A 13,580-nucleotide genomic window follows, 5' to 3' on the forward strand; every position below is an offset into this window, starting at 1 on the left:
GCCTGGCGTTGGCTGTGATGCGGGGTAATCAAATAGTGTAGTTCACCAGTGACAAACTCATTTAAGCGGTGAAGGAGCAAACTCCCTCACCGCGACGGATGATGTGTAATCAGGACTCTTCCCGCACCCGCCGCACCTGCACCAACAACGCCGGCGCAAAATGCAGCAGCACCATCCGCGCCAAGTGGTGAGTGAGGATAAACACCACATTCAGCCCGCCGGCAAACGCGACAATCGCAATCGTCTCGATCGCCCCCGGCATGTACGCCAGCCACAGAGACAGCGGATCGCTGCCCAACCATCGCGCCGCCCCTTCGGCAAATGCCGCCGCCACCACAATCATCAACCCGACCGACACCAGCGCCGTACGACCATGCAGCCCCAATTCCTTGAGGCCCAAACCCTTAAACCGCGATCCAATCCGTACGCCGAGAACCAGGGCTGCCAGATTCAAACTCCAGTCCGGCATGTGAAAGCCCTGCAGCCAGCCTGCTTTTACAAAGACTGCGGTGATGATGATCGCCGTGAGCATAAATGGCGCCGGCACGCCGATTAGCAGCAGCAATCGACCGAGGACGACGCTCAAGCCGATTACCGAGAAAACCGTCAACGCCATGCCGGTGGTCAACGGATCGCTATCAACAGCAGCAACCGACACCTGCCCCGGAATCAAAAAGCTCACCAACACCGTGATCAACAGCAACCGCATCAGGTGCACGATGATTACCTTGCTCGACGCCTTCTCCGACTCAAGCAAATCAAACACCGCCGCCAGCGCCCCCGGATACACCGCGAGTAGCGCGTCCGTGCGGTTCCACCCTGCCCCGCGCGTCAGCCACCATCCGGCCAAGGCAATCTGCACCGTCAAGCACAGCAGCAACACGCCGAGACTCGGCAACATCGTCGACGCCGTCGCACTGTCCCACGCTTCGAACATCAGCCCGGTGGCGATGCCCAGCGTGACCTGGATGTAGCCCAAACCATAAGGTGTCGCGGGTGCAAAACCGGATTTAGTGACGACGAACGCCGTGACAAGGATCGACCCCAGCAGCAACCCATGAGGTACACCGAGAGACTGCAACACAGCTCCAAAACCGGCGGCGATCAACAAACATAGAATGGATTTCATATTCGCCTTCCTGGCTATTCAACTGACCCGACACGATCCCGTGTAGGAGCTGCCGCAGGCTGCGATCTTTTGACTTTGAATCTAAAAAACAAGATCAAAAGATCGCAGCCTTCGGCAGCTCCTACAGGGGCGTGTCCATTTTTATGAGCGCAACCGACCGATTGCGCGACGGTATTTTTCGACTCGTTCCAGATCCTCCCAACTCGGCGAGGCGATCCGCGACAGGTCGCTGTTCTCTTCCAGATCCGCCAGTTTCACGACCCGGCCGATCGGGTTTTGCGCCGCGCGCTCGACGAAATCCTCATAGGACTCGCCCGGCACTTTGGTCACCGAGGCAATGGCCGTCAGCACCTCTTCGCTGAAGCCCTCTTTGCGCAAGTCATCCAGGCTGATATCGCAATCCTCGACCACATCGTGCAGCACCGCGACGATGCGTTCCTCCAGCGTGGTCATGCGCAACATCACTTTCAGCGGATGCAAAATGTACGGCGCCCCGCCCTTGTCCACCTGCCCCGCGTGCGCAGTGGCGGCGATGGCGATTGCGCGTTCCAGTGTTTGCGTCATGGAAGTCTCCGAATGCGCGAAACGGATGTGCCATTGCGGCTACAGATTTCAATCATGGGCAATATTCCAATCCTTGGGGCGCTAGATGTGTCCGATTGTTTCTCAGTCTACGCGAACAGCGCAAATCAAAAACCTGATTGAACCTCCTTCCCCTGCGCTATCTCGAAACCATAAGCGCCCACTCATTGATCAGAACCGGCGCCATTGAAGAGGAAAGCCCGATGAACATTCGATTCCTGCTTCTGATCGCCACTTTCAGCGTCATCCCCACCTGCGTCATGGCCGAAGGCTGCGACGTCGAAACCCGCTCCTCCAGCGCCTCCGTGCCCACCGTCTCCAGCCACAGTTGCTACGAATATGAGGGTGTGCCCGTCAATTCCATCGACTGGTCGTGCAGCAACGAAAGCAAAGACATGGTCAACGCCGTCAAGAAAAAGGTCCAACAGTGCGACGACCATTACCAGGCCACTTGCATCGCCACCCTCACCCAGGAATCCCTGGCCAACCCGCACTCCACCAGCAAGGATAAAAACGCCAAGGCGTTGAACATCCCGGACGGCGCGCAGGTGACCACGTATTACTACGGCGCGGAGAATCTGGGGCAGGCGAAGATTGATTGTGAAAGTGGGGGTGGGCATTGGAAGGCGAAGTAACGGCTGTTTAGCGCACATAAAAAGGGACACCGCTGGGTGTCCCTTTTTAAATATCGATGCAATCACCGTGGCGAGGGAGCTTGCTCCCGCTGGGCTGCGAAGCGGCCCTTGTACCAAACATACAAAGCCATGACTTGAGATCGACCGAATTTGAAGTCTGAAAAACTCGTAGGAAAACACCCCTTGTGGCGAGGGGATTCATCCCCGATGGGCTGCGAAGCGGCCCCAACCCGGCGAGTTCATTTCTCCAGACACCCCGCACGCCCCGGATTACGACGACTGCGTCGCCGATCGGGGATAAATCCCCTCGCCACAGTGTATTTCCGCCACCACACTTGTTTATTGCCTAAACTCGACAACCCCGGCAGTAACCAGTCGCCAATATCGGCCACGGGGCATTATCAAAAATTCGCCGGCGTATTCGCACTAATAATCTCAGCCTCATCCGCCCCGATATTCCGGAACTTATGCGGCAGCGTGGAAGGAAAGTAATACCCATCCCCCGCATTCAAAACACTCACCGAGCCATCCACGGTCAACTCGACAGTGCCACGGGTAACAAGCCCACACTCCTCACCTTCCGCATGCACAATCGGCTCTTCCCCGGAGCTCGCGCCCGGTGCGTATTGCTCGCGCAGCAAGCGCATCTGCCGGCTCGGCACGGAGGCGCCGATCAGCAGCAGGCGCAGGCCATGGCGGCCAAGATCCGGTTGTTCGTTGGCGCGGAAGACGTATTGGTGTTCGCGTGGCGGCTGGTCGAAGGTGAAGAAGTCGGCCAGGGACATCGGGATGCCTTCGAGCAGCTTTTTCAGGGAGCTGACGGAGGGGCTGACGCGATTCTGTTCGATCAGGGAGATGGTGGCATTGGTCACACCGCTACGCCGGGCCAGCTCGCGCTGGGAGAGTTTGTAGCTTTCGCGTACTAGTTTGAGTCGAGAACCCGTATCCATGACTGCCTTATGTTGAGGTACTTAAGGGTAATGGGGGTGGGTGGCGGGTGACGCGCCGGGGCGCGGATCACGTTGCTCCCGTGTCCCGGAACCGTGAAAGGCGGCTATTAAATCACGTTTGATGGTGTAGCTCAGCAGGTTCGATGGATGGTGGGGGAAAAGTCTTTCCTGCCTTGGTAGTAGAGTCACTGTGGGAGCGAGCCTGCTCGCGAAAGCGGTGTGTCAGACGACGGCGATGTTGGCTGAATGACCTCTTCGCGAGCAGGCTCGCTCCCACAGTTGGATCTCTTTTGTGTCAGTTGGCTTTGTGGAGGTTGTCAGGCCGTCATCGCTGGCAAGCCAGCTCCCACATTTTGAACATTGCTAACTTAGAGGCCGAAGCGGTCGCGCAGGGAGTAGTAGACCGCGCCGAGGGCTGTCAGCGGTGCGGAGAAGGTGCGGCCGCCGAGCATTGGCATGTGTGGCAGGGAGGCGAAGGCGTTGAAGCGTTCGGCGTCGCCGCGGATCATTTCCGAGATCAGTTTGCCAGCCAGGTGCGAGCAGGTGACGCCGTGGCCGCTGTAGCCTTGCATGTAGTAGGCGTTTTTCTCGATGCGGCCGAATTGCGGCATGCGTGACATGGTCAGCAGGAAGTTGCCGGTCCAGCGGTAGTCGATTTTCACGTCTTTGAGCTGCGGGAAGGTCTTGAGGATCTTCGGGCGGATCAGCTGTTCGATGTCGTCCGGTTCACGGGCGCCGTAGACCACGCCGCCGCCGTAGAGCAGTCGGTTGTCGGCAGTGAGGCGGTAGTAATCGAGCAGATAGTTACAGTCTTCGACGCAGTAGTTGTTGGTGATCAGGCTGCGCGCCTGTTTTTCGGTCAACGGTTCGGTGACGACGATCTGTGAGCCGCACGGCATGCTTTTCGCGGTCACGCGGTTGTCGAGGCCTTGCGGCAGGTAGGCGTTGCCGGCGATCAGCAGGTACTTGGCGCGCACCAGGCCTTTGGCGGTACGCACAACGTTTGGCTCGCCGTAGGTGATTTCCACGGCGGCGGATTGTTCATAGATCTTGCCGCCCAGACGCACGATGGCGGCGGCTTCACCGAGGGCCAGGTTCAGTGGGTGAACGTGGCCGCCCTGCAGGTCGAGGAGGCCGCCGACGTAGGCGTCGGAGCCGACTTCGCGACGAATGTCCGCCGCATCGAGCATCTTCAGGTTGTGGTTGCCGTAGCGTTCCCAGTTGCGCTTCTGTTCGGCCAGGCCGTTGAGCTGCTTTTTGTTCATCGCTGCGAAGATGCCGCCCGGGCGGTAGTCGCATTTGATGTCGTAGTCCTTGATGCGCGAACGAATGATGTCGGCGCCTTCGAAGATCATGCTGCCGAGGATTTCTGCGGTCTTGTCGCCGTAGCGCTCTTCGATCACATCGACGTCGCGGCTGTAGGAGTTGACCAGTTGACCGCCATTGCGACCGCTGGCGCCGTAGCCGACTTTCGCCGCTTCCAGCACGGTCACTTTATAGCCGGCCTCGCTGAGAAACAGTGCCGAGGACAGGCCGGTGTAGCCGGCGCCGATGATGCAGACATCGCAATCCACCGCTTCTTCCAGAACCGGGAAGTCGATGACTTCGTTGCGGGTGGCGGCGTAGTAGCTGTTGACGTGTTGTTGTTTCATTTTATTGTTCTCCGAGGGTCGCCCATTGAAGGCGACCACCGCTTTAGAAAAATCAGAGCTTGATCCAGGTCGCTTTCAGCTCGGTGTACTTGTCGAACGCGTGCAGCGACTTGTCGCGACCGTTGCCCGACTGTTTGAAGCCACCAAACGGCGCCGTCATGTCGCCGCCGTCGTATTGGTTGACCCACACGCTGCCGGCGCGCAGGCCTCGGGCGAAGGTGTGCGCCTTGCTCAGGTTGCTGGTCCAGACCCCGGCGGCGAGACCGAAGATGCTGTCGTTGGCGATTTGCAGTGCTTCTTCAGCGGTGTCGAAGGTGATCAGCGACAGGACCGGGCCGAAGATTTCTTCCTGGGCGATGGTCATGGCGTTGGTCACGCCGTCGAACAGCGCCGGCTCGACGTACAAGCCACCGGTTTCTTCGAGGGTGCGTTTGCCGCCGGCGATCAGCTCGGCGCCCTGCTCGCGACCGATGCTGATGTAGCGCAGCACGTTGTCGAGTTGACGCTGATCGACCACGGCGCCGACAGTGGTGGCCGGGTCGAGGGCGTGACCGGGTTTCCACGCTTGCAGCGCTTCCACCAGCATCGGGATGAATTGCTCGCGGATCGAACGCTCGACCAGCAGGCGCGAACCGGCAGTGCAGACTTCGCCCTGATTGAAGGCAATGGCGCCGGCCGCCGCTTGTGCTGCCGCGCGCAAGTCCGGTGCGTCGGCGAATACGACGTTAGGGCTCTTGCCCCCTGCTTCGAGCCAGACGCGCTTCATGTTGCTTTGGCCGGCATAAATCATCAGTTGCTTGGCAATCGCCGTGGAGCCGGTGAAGGCCAGCACGTCGACGTCCATATGCAACGCCAGCGCTTTGCCGACGGTGTGGCCGAAGCCTGGCAAAACGTTGAACACGCCTTTCGGAATGCCTGCATCCAACGCCAACTGAGCGATGCGGATGGCAGTCAGCGGCGACTTTTCCGAAGGCTTGAGGATGAACGAGTTGCCCGCCGCCAGCGCCGGAGCGAACTTCCAGCTGGCCATGATCAGCGGGAAGTTCCACGGCACGATCGCGGCGACAACACCGGACGGTTCGCGAGTAACCAGACCCAGTTGGTCGTGCGGCGTGGCGGCGACTTCGTCGTAGATCTTGTCGATGGCTTCGGCGCTCCAGCGGATCGCGTTGGCGGTCGCCGGGATGTCGATGCTCATGGAATCGCTGATCGGTTTACCCATGTCCAGGGTTTCGAGCAGCGCCAGCTCTTCCTGGTTTTGCAGGATCAGATCGGCGAAGCGGATCAGGATGCGCTTGCGCTCGGCCGGGGCTTTTTTCGCCCACACGCCGGATTCGAAAGACTGGCGCGCGACCTCAACGGCGAGGTTGGCGTCGGCTTCATCGGTGCTGGCCACGGAGGCGAGGAAACGGCCGTCAACGGGGCTCAGGCATTCGAAGGTGTCGCCGCTGATCGCAGGGCGGTATTCGCCGTTGATGAAGGCGCGGGATTCGATGCTCAGGGACTGGAAGCGTTGTTCCCAGTCGTTGCGGGTTGTAGTCATTGTTGTGGCTCGACAAGGGGGAATTGGGGGTGTTGTCTGGCTGTGATGTCTGGCTTGAGATGGCTGCCCTCACCCTAGCCCTCTCCCGGTGGGAGAGGGGACCGATTGGGGGATGCTCAGAATCTCCGCCGACCTGAAAAATCTTTGCCGAATCCATAATCGACTGGATCGTTCAGGTCGCTGAATATCTCAAGACAACTCCGTCAGTCCCCTCTCCCTTTGGGAGAGGGTTAGGGTGAGGGGCTTTTGGGGCCCTCAAACAATCACACCGTATGCAGATACCAGTTGTACTCAAGGTCAGAGATCGAGTTTTCGAACTCGGCCAGCTCGCTTTCCTTGCACGCGACGAAGACGTCGATGTACAGCGGGTCGATGTAGCGGGCCATGACTTCGCTGTCGTCCAGCTCGCGCAGGGCGTCGCGCAGGTTGTTCGGCAGGCTCTGCTCGTTCTGCTCGTAGCTGTTGCCTTCGACAGGCGCGCCCGGTTCGATCTGGTTGGTCAGGCCATGGTGAATACCAGCCAGCACCGAGGCCATCAGCAGGTACGGGTTGGCGTCAGCACCGGCTACGCGATGCTCGATACGCACGGCGTCGGCGGAACCGGTTGGCACACGTACCGCAACCGTGCGGTTGTCGATGCCCCAGCTCGGCGAGTTAGGCACGTAGAACTGTGCGCCGAAGCGACGGTACGAGTTGACGTTCGGGCAGAGGAACGCCATTTGCGCAGGCAGGGTCTCCAGCACACCGCCGATCGCGTGTCGCAGCGCGGCGTTCTGCTCGGGATCCTCGCTGGCGAAGATGTTGTTGCCTTCTTTGTCCAGAATCGAAATATGCACGTGCAGACCGTTGCCCGCCTGGCCCGGATACGGCTTGGCCATAAAGGTGGTGTCCATCTCGTGGTCGTAGGCGATGTTTTTCACCAGACGCTTGAGCAGGACGGCGTAGTCGCACGCCTTGATCGGATCGGAGACGTGATGCAGGTTGACTTCGAACTGCGCCGGGGCGCTTTCCTTGACGATGGCGTCAGCCGGAATGCCCTGCTCTTTCGCGCCTTCGAGGATGTCTTGCAGGCAGTCGACGTACTCGTCGAGGTCATCGATCAGGTAGACCTGAGTCGACACCGGGCGCTTGCCCGAAACCGGCGAACGCGGCGACTGCGGACGGCCGTTCACGTTGTCCTGGTCGATCAGGTAGAACTCCAGTTCGAACGCGGCGCAGATGGTCAGGCCCATCTCATCGAACTTGCGCACGACGTTGGCCAACACTTCACGCGGGTCAGCAAAGAACGGCTGGCCTTCAAGTTCGTGCATGGTCATCAGCAATTGCGCGGTTGGGCGCTTCTGCCACGGCTCGATGCTCAGGGTGCCGGGGATCGGGTAGCAGATGCGGTCGGCGTCGCCGATGTCCAGACCCAGGCCAGTGCTTTCCACCGTGGAGCCATTGATGTCGAGGGCGAAGAGGGAGGCCGGCAGGTTGATGCCTTTCTCGTAAACCTTATGAAGACTGGTGCGTTCGATGCGCTTGCCGCGCACCACACCGTTCATATCCGCAATCAGAAGGTCGACGTACAAAACCTCAGGATATTTCTTAAGGAATGCGTTTGCTTCGTTGAGTTGAACGGTACGCAGAGGGACCGACATGATGCACCTATTTAGCTGTTAATTATTATGTTCACTGCTGTTTCGCCGAGCCAGTCAACCCGAACGGCAAAGTGAAGTCAATAGCGAACAGCTTGCCGCTCAGCCTTTATTTTTAGGGCTTTTTTTAACACTTGCGTGCCAATACGAGCGCCAGACGCCCAGAAACCCTGACGATTTGACGAGCGGCGTTTAGAATTTTTTACATGGCGGTTGTTAATTAAAATCAACGAGGCTAAGCTCCGGAAAAGCTCGTTCAAGTGTCAAACTTCGAGGTGAATAAAAATGGCATTCAAGCCATTGATCGGCGTTACAGCGTGCATCAAACAGATTGGCCTGCACCCCTATCACATCAGCGGCGACAAGTACGTTCGCGCTGTCAGCGTTGCGGCGCTGGGGTTGCCGGTGGTCATTCCTTCCCTTGGCAACCTGACTGAAATCGAAGACCTGCTCGGTCAACTCGACGGTCTGATGCTGACCGGCTCTCCTTCGAATGTGGAACCTTTCCACTATCAAGGCCCGGCCAGCGCTCCCGGTACGGATCACGATCCGGCGCGGGATGCCACCACCCTTCCTTTATTGCGTGCAGCCATTGCGGCGGGCGTTCCGGTGCTGGGCATTTGCCGTGGCTTCCAGGAAATGAACGTGGCCTTCGGCGGCAGCCTGCATCAGAAGGTGCATGAGCTGCCGGGCATGCTCGATCACCGCGAAGCCGACAGCCCGGACGTGGCTGTGCAATACGCACCGGCTCACGCCGTCACGGTGCTTGGCGGCGGCGTGTTCGAAGCGCTGGAGTTGCCGGGCGAGTTCCAGGTGAACTCGATTCACAGTCAGGGCATCGACCGCCTCGCTCCCGGCCTGCGCGCCGAAGCGGTGGCGCCGGATGGTCTGATCGAGGCGATCTCGGTGGAGCACAGCCCGACCTTCGCCCTCGGTGTGCAATGGCACCCGGAATGGCAGGTGCTGGACAACCCGAACTACCTGAAGATTTTCCAGGCATTCGGTGAGGCTTGCCGGCAACGGGCCGCGCGACGCAACAAGCGCTGACACAACCCAGGATTCAATAACTGTTGACTGCCCCCACGGGGTCGGCGGCTGTGCGTGTGCGCATCCGTCATCCGTGAAAACAACAAACCGTAATAACAACAAGTACGACCCAGGCAGCCAGGATGGCGGCGCCGAACAAGTAATGGGCAATCCGCTGCCGTGTGGTGACGGGGATTGTTGCCCTGGGCTTGCAATCCACTTAAGCCAGGCCACATTGGCCCGGCGACTGAAATCTGTTGGGAGTTTCACATGGCAAACGCCTCCAGCACTTACAGGAAGGCTCTTGAAGGTCATCAGCAACCGAAAAAGGTTCTGGTGAAAGTCGATCGCGTGACCAAGAAGTTCGACGAAACCACGGCCGTGGACGATGTGTCCCTGGAGATCCATCAGGGTGAAATCTTTGCCCTGCTCGGCGGCTCCGGTTCGGGCAAATCGACCCTGCTGCGCATGCTCGCCGGTTTCGAGCGCCCGACTGAAGGGCGAATTCTGCTCGACGGCGTGGACATCACCGACATGCCGCCCTATGAGCGGCCGATCAACATGATGTTCCAGTCCTACGCGTTGTTCCCACACATGACCGTCGCGCAGAACATCGCCTTTGGCCTCAAGCAGGACCGTTTGCCGGCCAGCGAAATCGACGCCCGCGTCGAAGAAATGCTGCGTCTGGTGCACATGACCCAATACGCCAAACGCAAACCGCATCAGTTGTCCGGCGGTCAGCGCCAGCGCGTCGCCCTCGCCCGCTCTTTGGCCAAGCGTCCGAAGCTGCTGCTGCTCGATGAGCCGATGGGGGCGCTGGATAAAAAGCTGCGTTCGCAGATGCAGTTGGAACTGGTCGAGATCATCGAACGCGTCGGCGTGACCTGCGTGATGGTGACCCATGACCAGGAAGAAGCCATGACCATGGCCGAGCGCATCGCGATCATGCACCTGGGCTGGATCGCCCAGATCGGCAGCCCGGTCGACATCTATGAAGCGCCGGTCAGCCGCATGGTCTGCGAGTTCATCGGTAACGTGAACGCTTTCGACGGCACCGTGGTGGAAGACCTTGAAGGTCACGCGATCATCCACAGCCCGGACTTGCAGCAGAAGATTTACGTCGGCCACGGCGTCAGCACCTCGGTGCAGGACAAGTCGATCACCTACGCGATTCGTCCGGAAAAAATGCTCGTCAGCACGATCAAGCCAGAGACCCGCTACAACTGGTCCGAAGGCAAAGTGCATGACATCGCCTACCTTGGCGGCCACTCGGTGTTTTACGTCCAATTGCCTGGTGGCAAGATCGTCCAGTCGTTCATGGCCAACGCCGAACGCCGTGGCGCGCGACCGACCTGGGACGACACGGTCTACGTCTGGTGGGAAGACGACAGCGGCGTGGTACTGCGCTCATGAGAACCTTCAATCAGCAATTCCTGCGCCTGGTGCCCAGCGGACGAAAACTGGTAATCGGCATTCCGTTCATCTGGCTGTTCCTGTTCTTTATGCTGCCGTTCTTTCTGGTGATGAAGATCAGTTTCTCGGAAGCCGCGCTGTCGATCCCGCCGTACTCGGAGATCTACACCTATGCCGAACAGAAATTCCAGCTGCTGCTGAACATCGGCAACTACACCATGCTCGGCGAAGACGAGCTGTATCTGTCCGCCTACCTCGGCTCACTGAAGGTCGCAGCACTCAGCACGTTGATGTGCCTGGTGATCGGTTTCCCGATGGCCTACGCGATCACCAAAACCGGCAAGGAAACGCAAAACGTCCTGCTGCTATTGATCATGATGCCGACCTGGACGGCGATCCTGATCCGCGTTTACGCGTGGATGGGCATCCTCAGCAACAACGGTTTGCTCAACGGGTTTCTGATGTGGACGGGGCTCACCGATCACCCGATCGAGATCCTCAACACCAACACGGCGGTGTATATCGGCGTGGTTTACGCCTACCTGCCGTTCATGGTGTTGCCGCTATACGCCAACCTTGTGAAGCACGACGGCAGCCTGCTGGAAGCCGCGTCGGATCTGGGTTCGAGCAACTTCAACAACTTCTGGAAAATCACCGTGCCGCTGGCCAAGAACGGCATTATTGCCGGTTGCATGCTGGTGTTCATTCCGGTGGTCGGTGAGTTTGTGATTCCGGAACTGCTGGGTGGCCCGGAGACGCTGATGATCGGTCGCGTGCTGTGGCAAGAGTTCTTCAATAACCGCGACTGGCCGGTGGCATCTGCCCTGGCGGTGGTGATGCTGTTGATCCTGATTGTGCCGATTCTGCTGTTCAACCGCAGCCAGGCCAAAGAGATGGAGGCACGGGGATGAAACGCTTCGGTTTTGCAAAATTCATGCTGATCTTCGGCCTGGCGTTTATCTACCTGCCGATGCTGATCCTGGTGATCTACTCGTTCAACGCCTCGAAACTGGTGACGGTATGGGGCGGCTGGTCGGTGAAGTGGTACGTCGGGCTGCTCGACAACACGCAACTGATGGGCTCGGTGCTGCGCTCGCTGGAAATCGCCTGCTACACCGCGATTGCCGCTGTCGCGCTGGGTACGCTGGCGGCATTCGTGCTGACTCGCGTAACGCGCTTCAAGGGCCGCACGCTGTTTGGTGGGCTGGTCACCGCGCCGTTGGTAATGCCTGAGGTGATCACCGGTCTGTCGCTGTTGCTGCTGTTCGTGGCGATGGCGCAGTTGATCGGCTGGCCGCAGGAGCGTGGCATCGTCACGATCTGGATCGCCCACACCACGTTTTGTGCAGCCTATGTGGCGGTGGTAGTCTCCGCCCGCCTGCGTGAACTGGACCTGTCGATCGAAGAAGCGGCGATGGATCTCGGGGCGAAGCCGTTCAAGGTGTTTTTCCTGATCACCATTCCGATGATCGCGCCGTCGCTGGCGGCGGGCGGGATGATGTCGTTCGCCTTGTCGCTGGATGACCTGGTGTTGGCGAGCTTCGTGTCCGGCCCGGGTTCGACGACGCTGCCGATGGAAGTGTTCTCGGCGGTGCGTCTGGGCGTGAAGCCTGAGATCAACGCCGTGGCCAGCCTGATTTTGCTGGCGGTGTCGCTGGTGACCTTCCTCGTCTGGTACTTCGGCCGCAAGGCAGAAGCCAACCGCAAACGTGCGATTCAGGACGCGATGGATCAGACGGCGAACGAGTCGTGGCAGCAACCGCCACGCGCCGCCACCGCATAACCCTGCAGGAACTGGAATCAGCCCCTCGGTCAGTCCCCTCTCCCTCTGGGAGAGGGTTAGGGTGAGGGGCTTTGCGTAATGTGAATAAAAAGAATGGAGTTGTACCGATGAAAATGCTTGGCAGGACTCTGCTGACACTGTCCTTAATGGGCGCAATGGTCATGGGCGCCCAAGCCAACGACAAGGTGCTGCGTGTTTACAACTGGTCAGATTACATCGCGCCGGACACCGTCAAGAAGTTCGAAGACGAGACCGGCATCCGTGTGACCTACGACGTCTTCGACAGCAACGAAACCCTTGAGGCGCGCTTGCTGGCGGGCAAATCCGGCTACGACATCGTCGTGCCATCCAACAGTTTCCTGGCCAAGCAGATCAAGGCTGGCGTCTATCAGCCGCTGGACAAATCGAAGCTGCCGAACTGGAAGAATCTCAACCCGGTGCTGCTGAAGAACGCCGCCGCCAGTGATCCGGACAACGCTCACGCGTTCCCGTACATGTGGGGCTCGATCGGTATCGGTTTCAACCCGGACAAGGTCAAGGAAGTGCTCGGCGCCAATGCCCCGACCAATTCCTGGGACTTGCTGTTCAAGCCCGAGAACGCTGAAAAGCTGAAAGCCTGCGGTATCAGCTTCCTCGATTCGCCGACCGAAATGCTCCCGGCCGCCCTGCACTACCTGGGTTATCCGGTGAACGACAAGGACAAGGCGCACATCCTCGAAGCCGAAGCGCTGTTCATGAAAATCCGCCCATCCGTGGCGTACTTCCATTCCTCGAAGTACATCTCGGACCTGGCCAACGGCAACATTTGCGTGGCGGTCGGTTACTCCGGTGACGTGCTGCAGGCCAAGGCCCGCGCGGTGGAATCGGGCAACAAGGTGAAGATCAACTACAGCATTCCGAAGGAAGGCGCCGGCAGCTTCTACGACATGGTCGCGATCCCGCGCGATGCGGCGAACGTCGACAACGCGTACTTGTTCATGGACTTCCTGATGCGTCCGGACATCATCGCCGAGATCACCAACAGCAACGGCTACAGCAACGCCAACTCGGCGGCCACGCCGCTGGTGGACGAAGCGATCCGCAACGACCCGGGCTCGTACCCGTCGCAAGCGGTGATGGCGACGCTGTACGCGGTGCCGGATCAGCCGATAGCGACCCAGCGCATCATGACCCGCGGCTGGACCCGGGTGAAGCTCGGCAAGTGATTCAAGCGCAAATCAACTGTGGGAG

The 13,580-nt window shown here is 59.3% G+C and carries 12 protein-coding genes; 6 read left to right on the forward strand and 6 right to left on the reverse strand.

The features are described 5' to 3' along the window. Positions 1 to 109: 109 nt before the first annotated feature. The gene (locus tag ACA074_RS16265) at positions 110 to 1,129 is read right to left on the reverse strand and encodes an AbrB family transcriptional regulator (RefSeq protein ID WP_497677379.1); all 1,020 of its coding nucleotides are present in this window, start codon (positions 1,127 to 1,129) and stop codon (positions 110 to 112) included. 141 nt (positions 1,130 to 1,270) lie between these two features. Then, entirely contained in the window at positions 1,271 to 1,693 is a 423-nt protein-coding gene (locus ACA074_RS16270) for an HD domain-containing protein (RefSeq protein WP_497677380.1), read from the reverse strand. A gap of 221 nt (positions 1,694 to 1,914) precedes the next feature. On the opposite strand from ACA074_RS16270, the gene ACA074_RS16275 reads away from it, so the two are divergent. Beyond that, positions 1,915 to 2,346, forward strand: coding sequence for a hypothetical protein (locus ACA074_RS16275; RefSeq protein WP_497677381.1), 432 nt, complete (start codon positions 1,915 to 1,917; stop codon positions 2,344 to 2,346). Positions 2,347 to 2,747: 401 nt separating this feature from the next. On the opposite strand, the gene ACA074_RS16280 is transcribed toward ACA074_RS16275, so the two are convergent. The 4 genes from ACA074_RS16280 to ACA074_RS16295 form a co-directional block, all read right to left on the reverse strand. After that, the gene (locus ACA074_RS16280; protein WP_497677382.1) at positions 2,748 to 3,296 is read right to left on the reverse strand and encodes a cupin domain-containing protein; all 549 of its coding nucleotides are present in this window, start codon (positions 3,294 to 3,296) and stop codon (positions 2,748 to 2,750) included. A gap of 368 nt (positions 3,297 to 3,664) precedes the next feature. Then, positions 3,665 to 4,948: an NAD(P)/FAD-dependent oxidoreductase gene (locus ACA074_RS16285; protein ID WP_497677383.1), complete on the reverse strand. Its 1,284-nt coding sequence runs from the start codon at positions 4,946 to 4,948 to the stop codon at positions 3,665 to 3,667. Between the two features lie 52 nt (positions 4,949 to 5,000). Next, on the reverse strand, positions 5,001 to 6,491 hold the full coding sequence (locus ACA074_RS16290; protein ID WP_497677384.1) for an aldehyde dehydrogenase: 1,491 nt from the start codon (positions 6,489 to 6,491) through the stop codon (positions 5,001 to 5,003). 263 nt (positions 6,492 to 6,754) lie between these two features. Continuing rightward, positions 6,755 to 8,131, reverse strand: a complete 1,377-nt coding sequence (locus ACA074_RS16295) for a glutamine synthetase family protein (RefSeq protein ID WP_047300717.1) — start codon at positions 8,129 to 8,131, stop codon at positions 6,755 to 6,757. 282 nt (positions 8,132 to 8,413) lie between these two features. Here ACA074_RS16295 and ACA074_RS16300 point away from each other — a divergent pair, with 282 nt between their 5' ends. The 5 genes from ACA074_RS16300 (at position 8,414) to ACA074_RS16320 (ending at position 13,555) form a co-directional block, all read left to right on the forward strand. Then, entirely contained in the window at positions 8,414 to 9,175 is a 762-nt protein-coding gene (locus ACA074_RS16300; protein ID WP_497677385.1) for a gamma-glutamyl-gamma-aminobutyrate hydrolase family protein, read from the forward strand. 249 nt (positions 9,176 to 9,424) lie between these two features. Further along, on the forward strand, positions 9,425 to 10,567 hold the full coding sequence (gene potA, locus ACA074_RS16305) for a polyamine ABC transporter ATP-binding protein (protein ID WP_187680499.1): 1,143 nt from the start codon (positions 9,425 to 9,427) through the stop codon (positions 10,565 to 10,567). A gap of 29 nt (positions 10,568 to 10,596) precedes the next feature. Further along, positions 10,597 to 11,478 carry an ABC transporter permease subunit gene (locus ACA074_RS16310; RefSeq protein ID WP_187680546.1) on the forward strand — a complete coding sequence of 294 codons (882 nt, stop codon included), beginning with the start codon at positions 10,597 to 10,599 and terminating at the stop codon, positions 11,476 to 11,478. After that, positions 11,475 to 12,350, forward strand: a complete 876-nt coding sequence (locus ACA074_RS16315; RefSeq protein WP_401264454.1) for an ABC transporter permease subunit — start codon at positions 11,475 to 11,477, stop codon at positions 12,348 to 12,350. The genes ACA074_RS16310 and ACA074_RS16315 overlap by 4 nt, the downstream gene beginning before the upstream one ends. A gap of 107 nt (positions 12,351 to 12,457) precedes the next feature. After that, positions 12,458 to 13,555: a polyamine ABC transporter substrate-binding protein gene (locus tag ACA074_RS16320; RefSeq protein WP_401264451.1), complete on the forward strand. Its 1,098-nt coding sequence runs from the start codon at positions 12,458 to 12,460 to the stop codon at positions 13,553 to 13,555. Positions 13,556 to 13,580 lie beyond the last annotated feature (25 nt).

This window comes from Pseudomonas sp. LBUM1655 (genome assembly GCF_059716085.1).

Excerpts from the sequence above, each read along its gene's own strand:
- ACA074_RS16300 (WP_497677385.1), top strand. The coding sequence starts at position 8,414 with ATGGCATTCAAGCCATTGATCGGCGTTACAGCGTGCATCAAACAGATT.
- ACA074_RS16315 (WP_401264454.1), top strand. The coding sequence starts at position 11,475 with ATGAAACGCTTCGGTTTTGCAAAATTCATGCTGATCTTCGGCCTGGCG.
- ACA074_RS16280 (WP_497677382.1), bottom strand. The coding sequence starts at position 3,296 with ATGGATACGGGTTCTCGACTCAAACTAGTACGCGAAAGCTACAAACTC.
- ACA074_RS16265 (WP_497677379.1), bottom strand. The coding sequence starts at position 1,129 with ATGAAATCCATTCTATGTTTGTTGATCGCCGCCGGTTTTGGAGCTGTG.
- potA (WP_187680499.1), top strand. The coding sequence starts at position 9,425 with ATGGCAAACGCCTCCAGCACTTACAGGAAGGCTCTTGAAGGTCATCAG.
- ACA074_RS16270 (WP_497677380.1), bottom strand. The coding sequence starts at position 1,693 with ATGACGCAAACACTGGAACGCGCAATCGCCATCGCCGCCACTGCGCAC.
- ACA074_RS16290 (WP_497677384.1), bottom strand. The coding sequence starts at position 6,491 with ATGACTACAACCCGCAACGACTGGGAACAACGCTTCCAGTCCCTGAGC.
- ACA074_RS16295 (WP_047300717.1), bottom strand. The coding sequence starts at position 8,131 with ATGTCGGTCCCTCTGCGTACCGTTCAACTCAACGAAGCAAACGCATTC.
- ACA074_RS16320 (WP_401264451.1), top strand. The coding sequence starts at position 12,458 with ATGAAAATGCTTGGCAGGACTCTGCTGACACTGTCCTTAATGGGCGCA.
- ACA074_RS16285 (WP_497677383.1), bottom strand. The coding sequence starts at position 4,948 with ATGAAACAACAACACGTCAACAGCTACTACGCCGCCACCCGCAACGAA.
- ACA074_RS16275 (WP_497677381.1), top strand. The coding sequence starts at position 1,915 with ATGAACATTCGATTCCTGCTTCTGATCGCCACTTTCAGCGTCATCCCC.